Annotated in this window: 11 protein-coding genes; 7 read left to right on the top strand and 4 right to left on the bottom strand. The window is 39.2% G+C overall.

Annotated features, from left to right (window positions below; translation table 11 throughout):
• On the bottom strand, positions 1-852 hold an 852-nt coding region (locus tag AC5JMF_RS21375), incomplete at its 3' end, for a glycosyltransferase (protein WP_495797722.1).
• 161 nt (positions 853-1013) lie between these two features.
• Here AC5JMF_RS21375 and shc point away from each other — a divergent pair.
• The 4 genes from shc (at position 1014) to AC5JMF_RS21355 (ending at position 8283) form a co-directional block, all read left to right on the top strand.
• The gene (gene shc, locus AC5JMF_RS21370; RefSeq protein ID WP_495797721.1) at positions 1014-2930 is read left to right on the top strand and encodes a squalene--hopene cyclase; all 1917 of its coding nucleotides are present in this window, start codon (positions 1014-1016) and stop codon (positions 2928-2930) included.
• Positions 2931-4041: 1111 nt separating this feature from the next.
• The gene (locus tag AC5JMF_RS21365; protein WP_495797720.1) at positions 4042-6273 is read left to right on the top strand and encodes an ATP-binding protein; all 2232 of its coding nucleotides are present in this window, start codon (positions 4042-4044) and stop codon (positions 6271-6273) included.
• A 42-nt stretch (positions 6274-6315) separates the two neighbouring features.
• Positions 6316-6774, top strand: a complete 459-nt coding sequence (locus AC5JMF_RS21360) for a response regulator (RefSeq protein WP_495797719.1) — start codon at positions 6316-6318, stop codon at positions 6772-6774.
• Positions 6775-7080: 306 nt separating this feature from the next.
• Complete coding sequence (locus tag AC5JMF_RS21355; RefSeq protein ID WP_495797718.1) at positions 7081-8283, top strand: sensor histidine kinase; 1203 nt, start codon at positions 7081-7083, stop codon at positions 8281-8283.
• A 14-nt stretch (positions 8284-8297) separates the two neighbouring features.
• Here the strand turns inward: AC5JMF_RS21355 and AC5JMF_RS21350 are convergent, their stop codons facing one another.
• The 3 genes from AC5JMF_RS21350 to AC5JMF_RS21340 all read right to left on the bottom strand — a co-directional run bounded on the left by AC5JMF_RS21350 (position 8298) and on the right by AC5JMF_RS21340 (position 11012).
• Positions 8298-9722 carry a sensor histidine kinase gene (locus AC5JMF_RS21350; protein WP_495797717.1) on the bottom strand — a complete coding sequence of 475 codons (1425 nt, stop codon included), beginning with the start codon at positions 9720-9722 and terminating at the stop codon, positions 8298-8300.
• Entirely contained in the window at positions 9719-10438 is a 720-nt protein-coding gene (locus AC5JMF_RS21345; protein WP_495797716.1) for a DUF4079 domain-containing protein, read from the bottom strand. The genes AC5JMF_RS21350 and AC5JMF_RS21345 overlap by 4 nt, the downstream gene beginning before the upstream one ends.
• A gap of 103 nt (positions 10439-10541) precedes the next feature.
• Positions 10542-11012, bottom strand: a complete 471-nt coding sequence (locus AC5JMF_RS21340) for a DM13 domain-containing protein (RefSeq protein WP_495797715.1) — start codon at positions 11010-11012, stop codon at positions 10542-10544.
• Between the two features lie 663 nt (positions 11013-11675).
• Between AC5JMF_RS21340 and AC5JMF_RS21335 the strand changes: the two genes are divergently transcribed.
• The 3 genes from AC5JMF_RS21335 to AC5JMF_RS21325 all read left to right on the top strand — a co-directional run bounded on the left by AC5JMF_RS21335 (position 11676) and on the right by AC5JMF_RS21325 (position 16299).
• On the top strand, positions 11676-13946 hold the full coding sequence (locus AC5JMF_RS21335; RefSeq protein WP_495797714.1) for a glycosyltransferase: 2271 nt from the start codon (positions 11676-11678) through the stop codon (positions 13944-13946).
• A 139-nt stretch (positions 13947-14085) separates the two neighbouring features.
• A complete protein-coding gene (locus AC5JMF_RS21330; RefSeq protein WP_495797713.1) occupies positions 14086-15243 on the top strand; it encodes an FIST signal transduction protein in 1158 nt (385 codons plus the stop codon).
• Positions 15244-15249: 6 nt separating this feature from the next.
• The gene (locus AC5JMF_RS21325) at positions 15250-16299 is read left to right on the top strand and encodes a sensor histidine kinase (protein ID WP_495797712.1); all 1050 of its coding nucleotides are present in this window, start codon (positions 15250-15252) and stop codon (positions 16297-16299) included.
• The last annotated feature ends 133 nt before the right edge of the window (positions 16300-16432 follow it).

Raw genomic sequence — 16432 nt, 5'->3', positions numbered from 1 at the left:
CGTCCCCGCGTCCCCGCGTCCCCGCGTCCCCGCGTCCCCGCGTCCCCGCGTCCCCTCTCCCCGCGTCCCCGTGTTCTCCCCTCTCCCCTTCTCTTTAACGGCTTTAGCTAAGGCGCAATCGTCAATTAGGGTTTGGCGAATGGTTTGGATACCGCCAATTTGCTCTAAAGCGTCTTTGCGAATGAGGATACAACCACCAGCAGCAGCGGCGATGGGATTATTTGGGTTATTGACCCAACGAAAAGGATAGAGTTTTTGGAAGAAAAAGACGAAAGCTGGAATTAACAGTTTTTCCCAAAAGCTTTCGCAGCGTAAACGTACCATTACAGACACCAAATCCAAATCTTCTTGTATGGCCTTAGCAACTAAACGGCGGAGATTACTAATATCATGTTCAATATCTGCATCCGTGAGAAAGAAATATTCAGGTGCTGGTAGAGATTCTGTAGCCGTTTTAATACCTTGTTCAACTGCCCAGAGTTTACCACTCCAACCGCTAGGTAGAGTTTCGCCAGAGATAATATGCAATTGCTGGGATTTATCTATAGCGTAAGCAACACCCTCTGCACAAGCCGCTGTACCATCTGTACTGCGATCATCTACTAAGAGTACGTTGAGAGTACCAGGATAGTCTTGGAGTAGGAGCGATCGCAAGGTAATTGGTAATAAATCAGCCTCATCTCGAGCCGGAATGATTGCACAAACAGTAGGAAATGATTGCGTAGAGATATTGAATGTAGTATTTCTCGATTCTAATTGCTGGTCTGTTCGCCAAAACTGCCCCCAAAAACTCAATAATCCCAACCAAATTATTAAAGATAAAAGCGTCAGTCCTAATATAATCGCAGCCATAGTGTTGTTTTAATTCAAAATGGGGAGTGGGGAGTGGGGAGTAGTGAATGGGAGATATGTGGTTATCTTTCTCCCTCATCTCCCTCATCTCCTGTTCCCTGTTCCCTTATTCACGGTAATAGTGTACTTAATAACTAGGTGTTGAGGTTGGACAATATTTGATGCAAAGACAAAATAGGGTAGAAGTCAATCAAATCGCAGCCGCGATCGCAGCTAGCCAAAAGTATTTGCTTTCGATTCAATATCCAACTGGGTATTGGTGGGCAGAGTTAGAATCTAATGTCACTATTACTGCTGAAGCTGTTTTGCTGCATAAAATTTGGGGAACAGACCAAGTAAGACCACTGCATAAGGTTGAAGCATATCTGCGTCAACAGCAACGGCAGCATGGAGGCTGGGAGCTTTTTTATGGGGATGGCGGAGAACTGAGTACCTCAGTGGAAGCTTACACGGCTTTAAAGTTACTGGGTGTACCAGCAACAGATCCAGCAATGATCCAGGCACGGTCTTTTATTCTCCAACGAGGCGGTATCAGCAAAACTCGGATTTTTACTAAGCTGCACCTAGCCTTAATTGGCTGCTACAGTTGGCGTGGTGTGCCTTCGTTACCGCCTTGGTTGATGTTTTTGCCTCCAGCTTTCCCAATCAATATTTATGAAATGTCGAGTTGGGCTAGATCTAGTACTGTACCATTGCTGATTGTCTGCGATCGCAAACCTGTTTTTCCCATTAATCCAGCTATCAATTTAGATGAACTATACAGAGAAGGTATAGATCAAGTCCAGTTTGAGTTACCCCGCAGTGGCGATTGGACAGATTTATTTCTTACCCTCGATCAAGGGTTCAAGTTGGCAGAAAGCCTCAATTTAGTACCTTGGCGTCAAGAAGGCATCAAAGCAGCAGAAAAATGGATTTTAGAACGGCAAGAAGCTACAGGCGACTGGGGTGGCATTATTCCGGCCATGTTAAATTCCATGCTGGCTTTGCGATGTCTAGGTTATGACTCAAATGACCCGATTGTGGTGCGGGGTTTGCAGGCAATTGATAATTTTGCCATAGAAACAGCAGATACCTACCGAGTCCAAGCTTGTGTTTCACCAATTTGGGATACAGCTTGGGTAATACGTGCCTTAATTGATTCTGGGTTAGCACCAGATCATCCGGTAGTAGTGCAGGCTGGAGAATGGTTGCTGCAAAAGCAAATCCTTGATTACGGAGATTGGGCTGTCAAAAATCGCCAGGGAAAACCGGGGGCTTGGGCGTTTGAGTTTGATAACCGCTTCTACCCAGATGTCGATGATACTGCTGTGGTGGTGATGGCTTTACATGCAGCAAAACTCCCTAATGAACAATTAAAACAGGCTGCGTGCGATCGCGCCCTCAATTGGGTTGCTTCGATGCAGTGCCAACCAGGCGGTTGGGCAGCTTTTGATCTAGATAATAATCAAGATTGGCTTAACTCCATTCCCTATGGAGATTTGAAAGCCATGATCGACCCCAACACCGCAGATGTGACAGCTAGAGTGCTGGAAATGCTAGGTGCTTGCAACATGTCTATTGATGGTCAAAACCTCCAACGGGCGCTTACTTATCTGCTAAACGAGCAAGAAAATCAGGGCTGCTGGTATGGACGTTGGGGTGTAAATTATATTTACGGTACGAGCGGAGTTTTATCAGCCTTGGCTTTGATTACACCGCAAAAACACCGACTCAACATAGAAAGGGGAGCAACTTGGTTAGTTGAATGTCAAAATGCTGATGGGGGTTGGGGTGAGACTTGCGCTAGCTACAATGACCCCAGCCTCAAAGGTAAAGGACATAGTACAGCATCTCAAACAGCTTGGGCTGTAATTGGATTAATCGCGGCAGGTGAGGCAACTGGCAAATTAGCCCTCGATGCGATCGAACGGGGAATTAACTACCTTGTCGCAACACAACAACCAAATGGCACTTGGTACGAAGCAGAATTTACAGGTACTGGCTTTCCTGGCCATTTTTATATTAAGTATCATCTCTATCAACAATACTTTCCTTTAATTGCGCTAGGTCGATATCAAGCGTTTAAAGGGAATAGGTAACCCACATTTAAAATCGGACGTTGCAATCAGTGGAGATTTAAATTCTCTACTGATCGTAGAGAATCAAATTTTAAATTTAGTTGAGTTTTTATCCTTGAATTACGAATTAGTATTCATCACTTGGAGAAATGATGTAAAACAAAATTACGTAAAACAATATTAAGTAAAACAACACTCTAATCATCTGGATAATTTAGGTAAAATAGAATATATAACAAATTCAATGCCATGAGTTTTTAGGAGCAGCTACAACTGAATAAAAACCATAATCTTTGTATATTATGAGCAACAAGTTTTTTGTAGTTTTAGTTCAGATAAGCGATAAGCTAAAAAACATCTAAATTACATAATCAAATTAAATAAAACTCTTGTGGGGTGGGCATCTTGCCTGCCCTAATTATGCAAATTATATGTGAAACAGCTTACTCCGCTTGATAAGTAAAGTCCGCAAAAGCGGACTAAACTAAGGTATGACCGTTTATCACCTTGATTGGCGACAATCATATCAATACATCAAATGTATTGATACAACATATTTATTGTTAATAATTTTTTGAGAAAAAACAAGCATTTAAAACTAATTTACTTGACCAAAATCCGGGAGTTATATCTTTTAATTTAAATAACTGAAAGCTGAAAAAATAAAAATTGCATCAGGAAAGTGATTTTAAACGATTAAATAATTTTAAATTATCTCAATTTAATAGATTTTATACAGCAGACCGTAGTTAAATAATGTACAATTTTTCAGAACAAAGTCATATAAAAAAGGACTTTTAACCCTGTTCCCTGCTCTAGTTATTCTTTGGATATAATTCAAATACTTATGTCTTGCAAACTTGAAAATTGTCACCTAAAAATAGGGTCTAAAGCCTTGTTCTTGCTTCAGCACTAGGGTAAGTTTCACGTTTGGTTTTAATTTACTTTGGTGCGATCGCAATCCGAAAACCCACTGCCACAAATTTTAACAAAAATTAATATTAACATAACTTTATAACTTTTTGATGTTATTTAAACATCAAAACTGTATTATTTTATTCAGAGTTGGGTAAAAACTTACTACTGACAACAAAACTTACTTAGTTATTAGCTATACTTCTGCGATTATTCTATGAAAAAATTGTCAGAAAAGTTTGTTGTAGGCGGTTTTAGCTTAGCATTAGTGTTGCTGTGCAGTGCTGGAGCAGTTTCCTATTTGAGTATTCAAAGATTGGCACAAGAAAAGCAATGGGTGATTCATACTCATCAAGTTTTGGAAAGCCTAGATCATATGTACATTGGTCTCAGTAATGCAGAAAGCGCACAAAGTAGTTATATTCTCACAGGAAAATTAAATCACCAAAGAATATATTTTGAAGGAAAGCAAAAAGTATACCAAGAGATTCAAGCTCTACGCACATTAACTATTGATAATTATCATCAACAAAATCGACTAAATACACTTCAGCCTCTAATTGTTCAGCAATTTGCCTTGCTAGAGCAGTCAATCAAATTGTTTGAGCAAACAGGTTTAGCCAAGCTAAGTCAAATAACTATCAGCGAGCAAGGTATAACAATACGGCAACAAATCCAGGCAATTAGGCAAACAATGGATGATGAAGAACAAGCTCTATTACAAGAGCGGACAGCATCAACAGATACTCGTTTTTATCAAATCATCATTGTGATCAGTCTGGTGTATGTGTTGAGTTTCGTCTTGCTGATGATGGTTTACTTATTGCTGCAAAAGCAAATTCGCATTAACAAAGCTTTATCTCAAGAAGCTATTCGTTTGGAACAGCAAGCTGCAAAAGCAAAACTGGCAGATATTCTAGAGACTATCACAGACGCCTTTGTGGCTCTTGATTGTGACTCATGCTACACCTATGTCAATCAAAAGGCAGGACAGCTCTTAAATCGTCGTCCCGAAGACATGATTGGTAAAAATATTTGGGAATTATTTCCTGAAGCTGTAGGAGAGCAGTTTTATCAATCCTATTGTCAAGCTGTAGCAAAACAACAAGTTATTCGGATAGAAGCGTATTATTCTACTTGGGAGCGCTGGTTTGAAAATTGCTTTTATCCTTCAAGTGAAGGACTGTCAATTTTCTTTCAAGACATCACCTCAAGCAAACTTGCAGAAATTGCTTTAGAAGAGAATGAAAGACGCTACCGTTCTTTGGTAGTTGCTACCTCTCAAGCTGTTTGGATAGCTGATGCTAGCGGAATGCCAAGAGATTTTGATTCTTGGAAAACTTTGACTGGACAAAGTGATGGAGAAATCCAGGGGCGAGGATGGTTAGATGCAATTCATCCCCAAGAGCAAAACTTGACAAAGTTGTTATGGACGGAAGCGCTAGCAACCAAAAATCTCTATCAAGCCGAGCATCGCGTGCGGGTTGCTGATGGTAGTTATCGATTTTTTGCGGCGCGTGCAGTTCCTGTGTTTGATGCCAATCATGAGATTCAAGAATGGGTGGGCACTTATACCGATATTACAGACCGCAAACTGGCAGAGCAAGCGCTCAAACAGACCAAGGTAGAATTAGAAATTAAAGTTCATGAACGAACAGCAGAATTACAAAAGCTGAATGAGGAACTGAAACGTTCTAACCAAGAGTTAGAGCAGTTTGCTTATGTAGCTTCTCACGATTTACAAGAACCATTAAGAGCTGTGACGGGCTACACCCAACTATTAGAGCAAGAATATCGACATAAATTGGACGATTCTGCTCAAGAATACTTTGCTTACATTGTTGATGGGGCGAAGCGAATGCAGCGGTTGATTCAAGATTTGTTAGCTTATTCCCGCGTGGGAACTCGCGGTCAACAATTTACTAGTGTTGACTGCAATAGCGCCCTTAACTCGGCTCTTAGTAATTTACATGTGGCGATCGCAGAAAGTCAAGCCATCATCACTCATGAACCTTTACCAAAGCTATTTGCAGACAAAACCCAATTAGTGCAGTTATTCCAAAATCTCATTGGCAACGCCATCAAGTTTTGCCGAGAAACACCCCAAATACATATTGGTGTCGTTAAAGGTGATGGCAAGAATAGCTGTGATTTGTTGGTAAGTACTCGCTTAAAAAGCTCAATTCTCCATCAATACGAACACTCCTACACCCCTTGTGAAAACGAATGGTTGTTTTGGGTACAGGACAATGGCATTGGCATTAAACCCCAGTATCTTGAGCGGATTTTTGATGTTTTTCGTCGCCTGCATACTCGTCGAGAGTTTTCTGGCACTGGTATTGGTCTTGCTATCTGCAAAAAAATTGTGGAACGTCACGGTGGTCGAATTTGGGCTGAGTCACAGCCAACTGTCGGAACAATATTTTATTTAACCTTAAATCACAATTAAGCTACCTTATTAGAGTGTTCCTTATATACGCTTAATAACTGTATGGTTAACAATCAGGCACTTCGACACATTGAAATTTTGCTAGTTGAGGACTCTCCTAGCGATGCTAACCTCACAATTAAAGGTTTCTCGAATGCCAAAATTGCCAATAACTTGCATTGGGCAGAAGATGGCGAAACTGCTATAGAATATCTGCGACAGCAGGGAGAGTTTACGAGTGCCCCTCGTACAGACTTAGTATTACTTGACTTAAACCTCCCTGGTATGGATGGGCGTGAAGTATTAACAGAAATCAAATCAGACCCAAATCTCAAGCTAATTCCTGTTGTCATATTAACCACTTCAACCGATGAGCAAGACATATTACGCTCTTATAATCTCAATGCTAATTGCTACGTTACAAAACCTATCGATGTCTACCAATTTATCCAGGTTGTGCAATTAATTAAAGACTTTTGGTTGGTAGCAGCAAAACTACCGCCAGAACAACTCAATTGGTAAGGATTCAGGTGTTTAAAACCCATTCACAAAGCCAGTTTCAAAATTGAGTTTCGCTTATTAACATACCTTTAGTCGCAATAAGGCCAAAAATATGGTCGTTACCCAATTCTTATTGAGAATATAAATTTGTGACTAATCCCCGGAAACCTTTATCAACAATATCTCGTAGAGATTTTGGTATGACCTGAATCCTTGCCTCAATTGAGAAAGGTTTATTTAGTGCTAAAGCGCAACTACAAACATTTAAATTGTATCTTTGCTTCTTTCTAGGAACCCGAATTATGCAACTTAAAAATACATCAGCTTATGGAGAAAGCAAATATTCATATTCTATTGGTAGAAGATAGTCCTTCTGATGCTCATCTGCTACTGCATATTTTTTTACGTGCAGATCAACAAGAGTGGCGAATGTCACATGTAGAACAGTTATCTGAGGCAATAGATGCCAGTAAGGAAAACTCTACACTCACATTTGATAACGACATCAAAACTCAAGAAAAATGCAGATTCGATCTCATCTTGTTAGATTTGAGTCTCCCAGACTCCATAGGATTAGATACCTTAAAAGAATATCGGTCAGCTGTGCCCGATATCCCAGTTGTGGTATTGACAGGTCTTGATGATGAAGATGTCGCATTGCAAGCATTAGCACAAGGCGCACAAGACTACCTCGTCAAAGATCAAATAACAATACAACGGCTAGTACGTGCAATTCGCTATGCTATTGAACGGGGTGAAATTCTCAACCAACTAAGAGAAAGTGAAGAACGCAGTCGTCGGGCACTAGCAAAAGAACAAGAACTCAACGAGTTAAAGTCGAACTTTGTCGCCATGGTTTCCCACGAATTCCGCAGTCCCATGACTACAATTCAGACATCTATAGATATCCTCGAATATAACAACGATAAACTAACTGATGAAAGGCGGACTAAATGCTTTGATCGAATTCAAAATGCTATCAATCAAATGGTTCAGCTTTTAGATGAGATATTGTTTTTGAGTCAAACTGAAGTAGATAAATTAGAATATAAACCTCAACCCATAAATTTAGAATATTTCTGTAGCGAACTCACAGATATTATGCAAATGAGTTTCAGCAGCCAGCACAATATTATTTTTACCTCTCAAGGAGAATGTAGCTATGCTCAAATGGATGAAGATTTGCTAAATTGCATCCTGACGAATTTGCTTTCTAATGCTATTAAATATTCTTCTCTAAATAGCACTATTTGGTTTAATTTAACTTGCCACAATAGCATGGCAATTTTTCAGATCAAAGACCAAGGAATTGGTATTCCTCTCAAAGATCAATCTCGTCTGTTTCAAACTTTTTACCGTGCTAGCAATGTCGGTGGAATTCAAGGAACAGGATTAGGGCTATCGATTGTGCAAAAGTGTTTGAGTCTGCATGGTGGTGAGATTCAAATCGAAACTGAGCAAAATGTTGGCACGACTGTTACAGTTACACTGCCATTACACTGTAGGACGACTAAACAAATTAAAAGTTAAAAGCGAGAAGAACATTAATTTTTAATTTTTAAAGTAATTGTAAATATACTACCTTCTCCTAGACGCGATCGCACTGTGACGCTACCACCCATACCCTCAACAAGGGTTTTGACAATCGATAACCCCAAACCACAACCCCCTTGAGAACTGGTGCGGGCTTCATCTACACGATAAAATCTTTCAAAAATGCGAGCTTGATGTTGTAAGGGAATGCCATACCCTTGATCACAAACTTGAATAATAGCTTCTTCACCTTGTTGGTTTAACTTTAAAACTATCGGTGTTTCGGCATCAGAATATTTAACAGCATTATCAATCAAATTGAGCAATACTTGTCTGAGGCGATTGTAGTCTGCTATCACTTCAATTGATTGATTTGTTGACTCAATTGTCATTGTGCGATCGCAATATCGATCAGCCATACTTACAACTTCTGTAACTAAGTCATTCAGCAAGCATGATTCCATGCGAAAATGTAAATAACCACTGTCGGCTCTAGCTAAATCTAGCAAATCCTGTAAAAGACGGATAGTACGTTCTGCTTCTGAGGCAGCTGTTTCTAAAGCCTCTTTTTGCATTTCTGTTAAGTTATTTTGTCGTCGTAATACACTTTGCAAGTAACCATGTACTATTGTCAAAGGTGTACGTAACTCGTGAGAAACATTGCTCACAAATTGTCGCTCTTGCTCCCAAGCTTGAGAGAGGCGAGATAACATCATATTAAAGGTTTGAGCTAGTTGTTTGACTTCGGTTGGTGCATGATCAAGATATAATTTTGCTTCTGGTAAATCGCTGGCAGAAATAACTTCTGTCATTTGACTTAGCTGACGCAGAGGCTGTAAAGAACGTTTAATATAAAATGCGATCGCAGCTGAAAGTGCAGTGATTACCAAAATACTAGCAATACCGATATTTTGTACCAGCACCGTAAACATTTTCTGTTCGCGGGTAACATCCTGTACCACGAAAAGCTTTCCCAGGGTTTGACCTTTGACTGATATCGTACCACCACACCAAATAAAGTAACGTTGATTGATTTGATTGATTTGGGGTTTACTTGACATTTCAGTTAAAGAAATTAACTCCGTAGCTGTTGCACGAGATAGCAGATTCCAGTTAGGAGATTTTGCCAAGATTTTCTGATCTTGACCTTTTACCCATAAAAACGTATTTGGAGTTGTTAAGTTATTAATCGCTTTTTGTAAGACAATTTCTGGTGGTATAATTTCACTATAGAGTTGCACATCACGCGGTAAGCGATCGGCAATTTGTTGAATATAATATTTATGACTATTAATTAAAATTTGCTGCATTCTCCAACTCGTCCAAATAGCGAGACTACCTAATCCTAAAGTTGAGAACGCAGCAATACCAATTGTCAGGCGTAACCTTAATGAAAAAAAGTCTATTTTGGGTAAAACATTGCTAATTTGATTCACTTTGGTGCTTGGGGATTTGGTGCTAGACAAGTTTTATTCACAAAATCGCATTGATAAACATAAGATTCTTGCCAACTCAAAGGAATTTCTAATAAATCCCGTGTTCCTGTCATACCTTGACCAATAAATAATAACAAAGCAATACAGTTTAAAATTGTATGAATAGTTCGCCAGCGATGAGTTCTATCCTGGTAAATATCTTGAACGATCGCCAATGAAAAAATCATCAGCAATGCTGCGGCAATCCCAATATAGTAATGAGACCAATACCATTCATTGGTACGACGAAAAACTCCATCTTGACAACCTAGGATTACTACACCTGCCCCGGTTAAAGTAGCAAAAACTGCTCGCCATAAACGTTGCTTTGCCCGATAAAGTAAAACCAAAGAGGCGATAGTTGCAGCAAACATCAACAAAATAAAAACCACTTGAAAAGGTACTTTATTCCATAATTGATTTTTGAGAATATTTTTACCAATTGGATAGGCCAAACCTAGCAAAACTAATCCCACAACTGCACCTGTTAACCATTGACCTAAATTTCTATGTTCTGTACCCACGATTGGAGGAATTTTACTTTTATTGCCGTCTGAAGTTTGCAAGCGTCGTTGGCGTGTTTGCCAAGCAAAGTTGACGACATTACCAATAAGTGGAAATACAAAAATAACTGCGATCGCCGGATGTAAAAGCCCCAAAAAATCTGCTAATTCCATACCACACCTGTTTTTTTATTGAACTTTAAACCTAGAATTAAAGTTTTTTATCTTAAAAATTCCTCATATTTCGACTTTGCTCAGTATTCGACTTCCCAATTCACTACTTCCCACTCAAAGGAGCATAGCCAAAGGTAGCATTAAATTTACGACACCAGACAGCTACTGAACGAAAATCTGTTACTTTCACATTATCAGGTATGGCATAACGTTGAGTACCACTTATTTTTTGTAGAGGTGCAACACTCACATAGTCTTTTTCCTTAATGCCATATATTGGTGGTGTATCAGAACGATGCAGAATTACAAATAAATCTGGGCCATTATCAGTTTTAAAACTCTCAGAAAACTCTAGATAGCGTTTTCCTTGTTCGGTAACAATACTGACAGTTCCTGTGGTGGGGTGTTCTCCATTCTTAAAGTTTCCAGGTTTGGCCGCTGGAGTCGCTACGGGTGTCTCTACGGGTGTTGTAGACTCTCCTGGAGTCTCTACAGAATTTGATTTTACCTCTGTTGTACATCCTATAGTTGCAATGCTGATGATCGCAATCATGGCTAAATGCTGTAACTTCATACTTTGAAAGTCCTCAAATTTATCTCTAATAACAATTTAAAACTTTGTGCGATCGCCAGAATTAATTTAGGCTGAGAATTTGTTTAATATTTGTCAAGAACGAATTTACGAAGAACTGGTTACGTAGATAAGTTAAGTAACTAATGCAGATTAACCTTCAGCAATCAGAATTCAGCATAAATTTTATACGACTAACAGATAAGTCAAAGAGGAGTGGGGCGTAGGGAAGAAACCTTTTGGGGATGTACTGATTTTTTTAAAAAATCAAATAGGATTCCTAGAATGGTCTGTTTCATAAATATAAGTCAGCACCTTGGTACTTCATATCAGAGGATTAAAGTCCTGACTACAAACGTATTTACTATCAAAATTAATGGTAAAGACTGCTACGTTTGTAGTGCTTTTAGGTGCGAGCAATAAATAGAATAAATGCTCTTTTCCCTACTCCCTACTCCCCACTCCCTACTCCCTACTCCTTAATTAAATAGTCTAATAGTTTATAAAAACTTATCACCCAAGTAAACAGTAGTATTATGTGCCATAAATTACATTAATTCAATTTTTATTTAAGGAAAATATTAATCATTAATTTTTTGTTACATTTTTTCAAAAAATACGTCACAATAATCAGATCAAATTTTTTGTTTTTCAGGAGGATTTCAGGTGCAGAAGCGCGAAATATCAGTATCAAAGTTCAGCTACCAAACCTTTAAAGCTTTTGTTCCTCAGCGAGTTATCCACTTGCGAATACCAACGCTGATTCTGTTGGGGATCATTTCTTTATTCAGCATTATCCTGGCGGGGTGGTTTGCCAAACAAGGCAGCATTAGTGAAATTTTCGCTCAAATCCATGCCTGGCAGCAACAGCCACCAATGTGGTTAGAACCTCCAAAAGTCACAGCTCAATATTTGCTGGCACCAACTGTGATACTGTTATTGGTTGTATATATAGTCATGAAGATTTCACCCCAACCTCGTGTTTGGTCGCATCGGTTGGTAGTGGGAATTTTAATTTTTCTCACCTTGCGATATTTTATTTGGCGATCGCTTTCTACCCTGAATGTTGCAGATCCTCTCAATGGATTATTTAGTCTAGGGTTGCTGTTTTTAGAAATCGTCATGCTAGTGGTGAATACCCTACAACTGTTTTTCATGTTGAATATCAAAGACCGTCAACGAGAAGCAGACGAAAAATCACTAGCTGTGATTCATGGCAGTTTTAACCCATCCGTTGATATTCTCATACCTACTTACAACGAACCAGAGTTTATTCTCAGACGGACGATTATTGGTTGTCAAGCTCTTGATTATGCCAATAAAAAAATTTATCTGCTTGATGACACTCAGCGACCAGAAATTAGAGATTTAGCAGCAGAATTGGGTTGTAAATATATAACTAGACTCGATAATAGTTATGCCAAAGCCGGAAATTTAAATCATGCACTTGCTAACACCAATAGTGAGTTAATTGTGGTTTTTGATGCTGATTTTATCCCGACAAAAAACTTTCTTACTCGTACTGTTGGCTTCTTTCAAAACGAAAAAATTGGTCTGGTACAGACGCCGCAAAACTTTTACAACACTGACCCCATAGCCCATAATCTAGGTTTAGAAAATCTTATTACCTCTGATGAGGAGATATTTTATCGACTAATCCAGCCGATGAAAGACGCAGCAGGTAGTGTAATTTGTTCTGGCACTTCCTTTGTTGTGCGGCGTAGCGCACTAGAAGCTAGTGGGGGTTTTGTGATCGATTCATTAAGTGAAGACTACTTTACAGGAATTCACTTGACTGCTCAAGGTCACAATGTAATTTATTTAAATGAAAAATTAAGCGCCGGCTTAGCAGCAGAAAATATTGCTGGTTATGTCACTCAACGTTTACGATGGGCGCGCGGTACACTACAAGGATTTTTTATCAAATCTAATCCTTTAACAATTCCAGGCTTGAGTATCTTTCAGAGACTAGCTCATTTTGAGGGATTTTTGGGTTGGTTTACTTGCATTTCTCGTGTTTATTTTCTGTTAATGCCACTAGCTTTTTCATTCTTGGGTGTGATTCCCATTAAAGCAACACTCAGAGAAATAGTATATTTTTGGTTGCCTTTTTCTTTAGTTAGCTTGACCACATATGCTTGGTTAAATAAACGCTCTCGCTCAGCTTTTTTATCAGATATTTACTTTCTTGTCATCTGCTTTCCTTTAGCGTTTACTGTTATCCAAGTCATGCTTAATCCCTTCTCCAAAGGATTTAAAGTCACACCCAAAGGTATAGCTACTAATCGCTATCATTTCAACTGGAAATTGGCATTACCTCTAATTATCTTGTTTATTTCTACAACTGTGAGTTTGTGGCTAAATTTAAGTTTTTGGATGACTACAAGAAACCCAGAAATTGCTGAGCAAATCAAAGGAATAAGTTTGGGTTGGGTATGGAGTGCCTACAATTTAATGATGATTTGCATTGCTTTATTAAGCTTAATAGATGCGCCTAGAAAAGATATTTACGAGTGGTTTGATTTGCAGCGAGTTGTGCGTTTAAAAGTGGGCAAGCAAAATTTATGGGGTGTCACCACAATGATGTCTGAAGTAGGTGCAGAAATTGCTTTAACACAAATCCCCACCAGCAATTTATTAATCGATCAGTTAGTCAATATAGAACTTGTAGATGAAAACCTTCAATTATCCGGAGAGATTGTTCGGACTGGATTTAATGATGAATCCCCCACAGTGCGAGTTAGATTTGAATCAGTAAGCCTGAATCAACATCGCCGATTGATAGAAATGTTGTTTTGTCGTCCTGGGCAATGGAAACGTCAAGAGATACCAGGTGAATTTGGTTCATTTTTGTTACTATTTAAAATCTTACTCAAGCCACGAGTTTTGTTTAAGAGAAAAGGAGATATCAGTGCGATCGCAGTTTCTAAAGTTTAATCTGACTCCAGATCATGTTAGCCTAGCCAACTTTTCTGAAGTTTGATGTAACTCAACGGGAATCCTAAGAAGTAGATTTACAATGTGCTGATTCTACTAGAGTCAGCACACTAGATATTCTCACTTCATGGAGACACCAATGTTTAAAGCCGCTGTTGGTCATAGTATCGATCCTGATTCACTAAGCGCGATCGTAGAAGTTATCGAACAATGCAGACTGTCTCTTGGCAACCAAACGCCTCAAGCTGGAGTTTTATTTGCAGCGATCGATTTTGACCATGGGCTAATTTTACAGTATATTCAAGATGCTTTTGCTGGGATTGAGTTGATTGGTGGCACAACTAACGGAGAAATCTCATCATGCATGGGTTTTCAGCAAGACTCCCTCACCTTGATGGTGTTCGCCTCAGACGAGGTAGAGATTAGAGCTGGACTAGGGCGGGGTGTATCCAAAAATCCGATGTTGGTTGCTCAACAAGCGGTGGAAATGGCAAAAACAAAAAGTTCAATTCAGCCACAATTGTGTTTAACTTTTCCAGATAGCCTAACCAGCAATGGGGTTGTGATTCTAGCAGGCTTAAAGCAGAGTCTTGGAGAGCAAATCCCCATCATTGGTGGCATGACAGCGGATGATGCCACTTTTACTCAGACTTATCAATTTTTCCAGAATGAAGTTTTAAGCGATTCTGTTCCAGTACTACTGTTTTGTGGAAAGATACGATTTTCTTATGGAGTTGCGAGTGGTTGGATTCCCATCGGCAAACGCAGCCGCGTGACTAAAGTCAGTGGTAATGTCGTTTATGAAATCGATGGACAACGCGCCCTAGATTTTTATCAGCACTATTTGGGAGTTGAAAAGTTTACTGTTAACTATGCCATTCATGCATTGGCGGTGTTTGAAGATGATGAGCATTTTTATATGCGGGCTCCGAATAGTTATGATCCGCATTCTGGTAGCGTGACTTTTTTCTCAGACATTCCTGAGCAGGCGATCGTTCAGATTACAGATGCATCCCGCGAAAATATTTTACTAGCCTCTGAGGCATCTTTGCGAGATGCCTTAGCCAATTTCTCTGACGCGAACCCCATAGCAGCTTTATTAATTTCTTGTGCAGCCCGGCGGCGAATTCTCGGAACATTTGCCAGTGAAGAGTATCAGCTTTTCAAAAAGCATTTGCCAAAGACATTGCCCTGCTGTGGTTTCTATGCCTATGGTGAAATTGCTCCTTTAATAGACAAAGGACAAACCCAATTTCATAACAAAACATTTGTCACACTACTGATGGGAACCAATTAAGGCATTATGGATAATGCAAATAACTCCAAAATCAACAAAGAGCTAGAAAAAACCAATCGCATTCTCCAAAAAAAGCTAGAACGTTGTGAGACAGAACGCAGACAGTTAGAAACCGATATTGCAGGTAAAGAATTTTTACTGAAGCAAGTCATTAGTGAACTAGAGAGTTCACGAGAAGCGTTAGAACAGAGAAGCCAAGAGTTAGAAATTACTTTGCAAAATTTGCAAACTATGCAGGTACAGATGATTCAAAGCGAAAAGATGTCTGCTTTGGGGCAGATGGTAGCTGGAGTTGCTCATGAGATTAATAATCCTGTGAACTTCATTCACGGAAACCTCAGTCACTTGGCACAATATAACCAAGATATCTGGCATTTAATTCGGCTTTATCATCAGCACTTCCCGAATCCGCCACTAGAAATTAAGACTCTACAAGATGCGATCGATATAGAATTTCTCCAAGAAGACTTGAGTAAGATACTCTACTCAATGAATGTTGGGACTCAGCGAATTCAAGAAATTGTCTTGTCATTACGCAATTTTTCTCGCTTAGATGAAGCTGAGTTTAAACCAGTCAATATCCACGAAGGAATTGACAGCACACTTTTAATTTTGCAGTATCGTTTGCAAACTACATTAGTTCAGCCAGAAATTTTAGTTGTGCGAGAGTATGGGGCACTACCCAATGTTGAATGTTTTGCAGGACAATTGAACCAAGTTTTTATGAATCTCTTGGTAAATGCTATTGATGCTTTAGAAGATTCTGTGGTGAATAGCAAAATGACTAATAATCCCCAAATTACAATTTGTACATCAGTGGTTGAACATTTGGTAGAAATTGCGATCGCCGACAACGGAGTTGGGATACCAGAACACATTCAACAGCAAATTTTTAATCCCTTCTTTACCACTAAACCGATTGGCAAAGGCACAGGAATGGGATTATCAATTAGCTATCAAATTATTTGTGAAAAACATGGTGGGAGTCTCAACTGTTTCTCGACAGTCGGTCAAGGAACAAAATTTGTTATCCAAATTCCTATTCAACATAAATAAATTTTCTGTCATCGATAATTGGTAATTCAAATATTAAAGCAGATTAGCTGATCAACTTTCCCTGTCCCCTATCCCCTTTCATATCATGTCCGGCTAATCACTTATCATAAAAATTTCTCCCTTGTCCCCCTTC

This window comes from Desmonostoc vinosum, from assembly GCF_059505385.1.
Note: the sequence above shows the minus strand (reverse complement) of the source record. Positions and strands in the feature narration are given on the sequence as shown.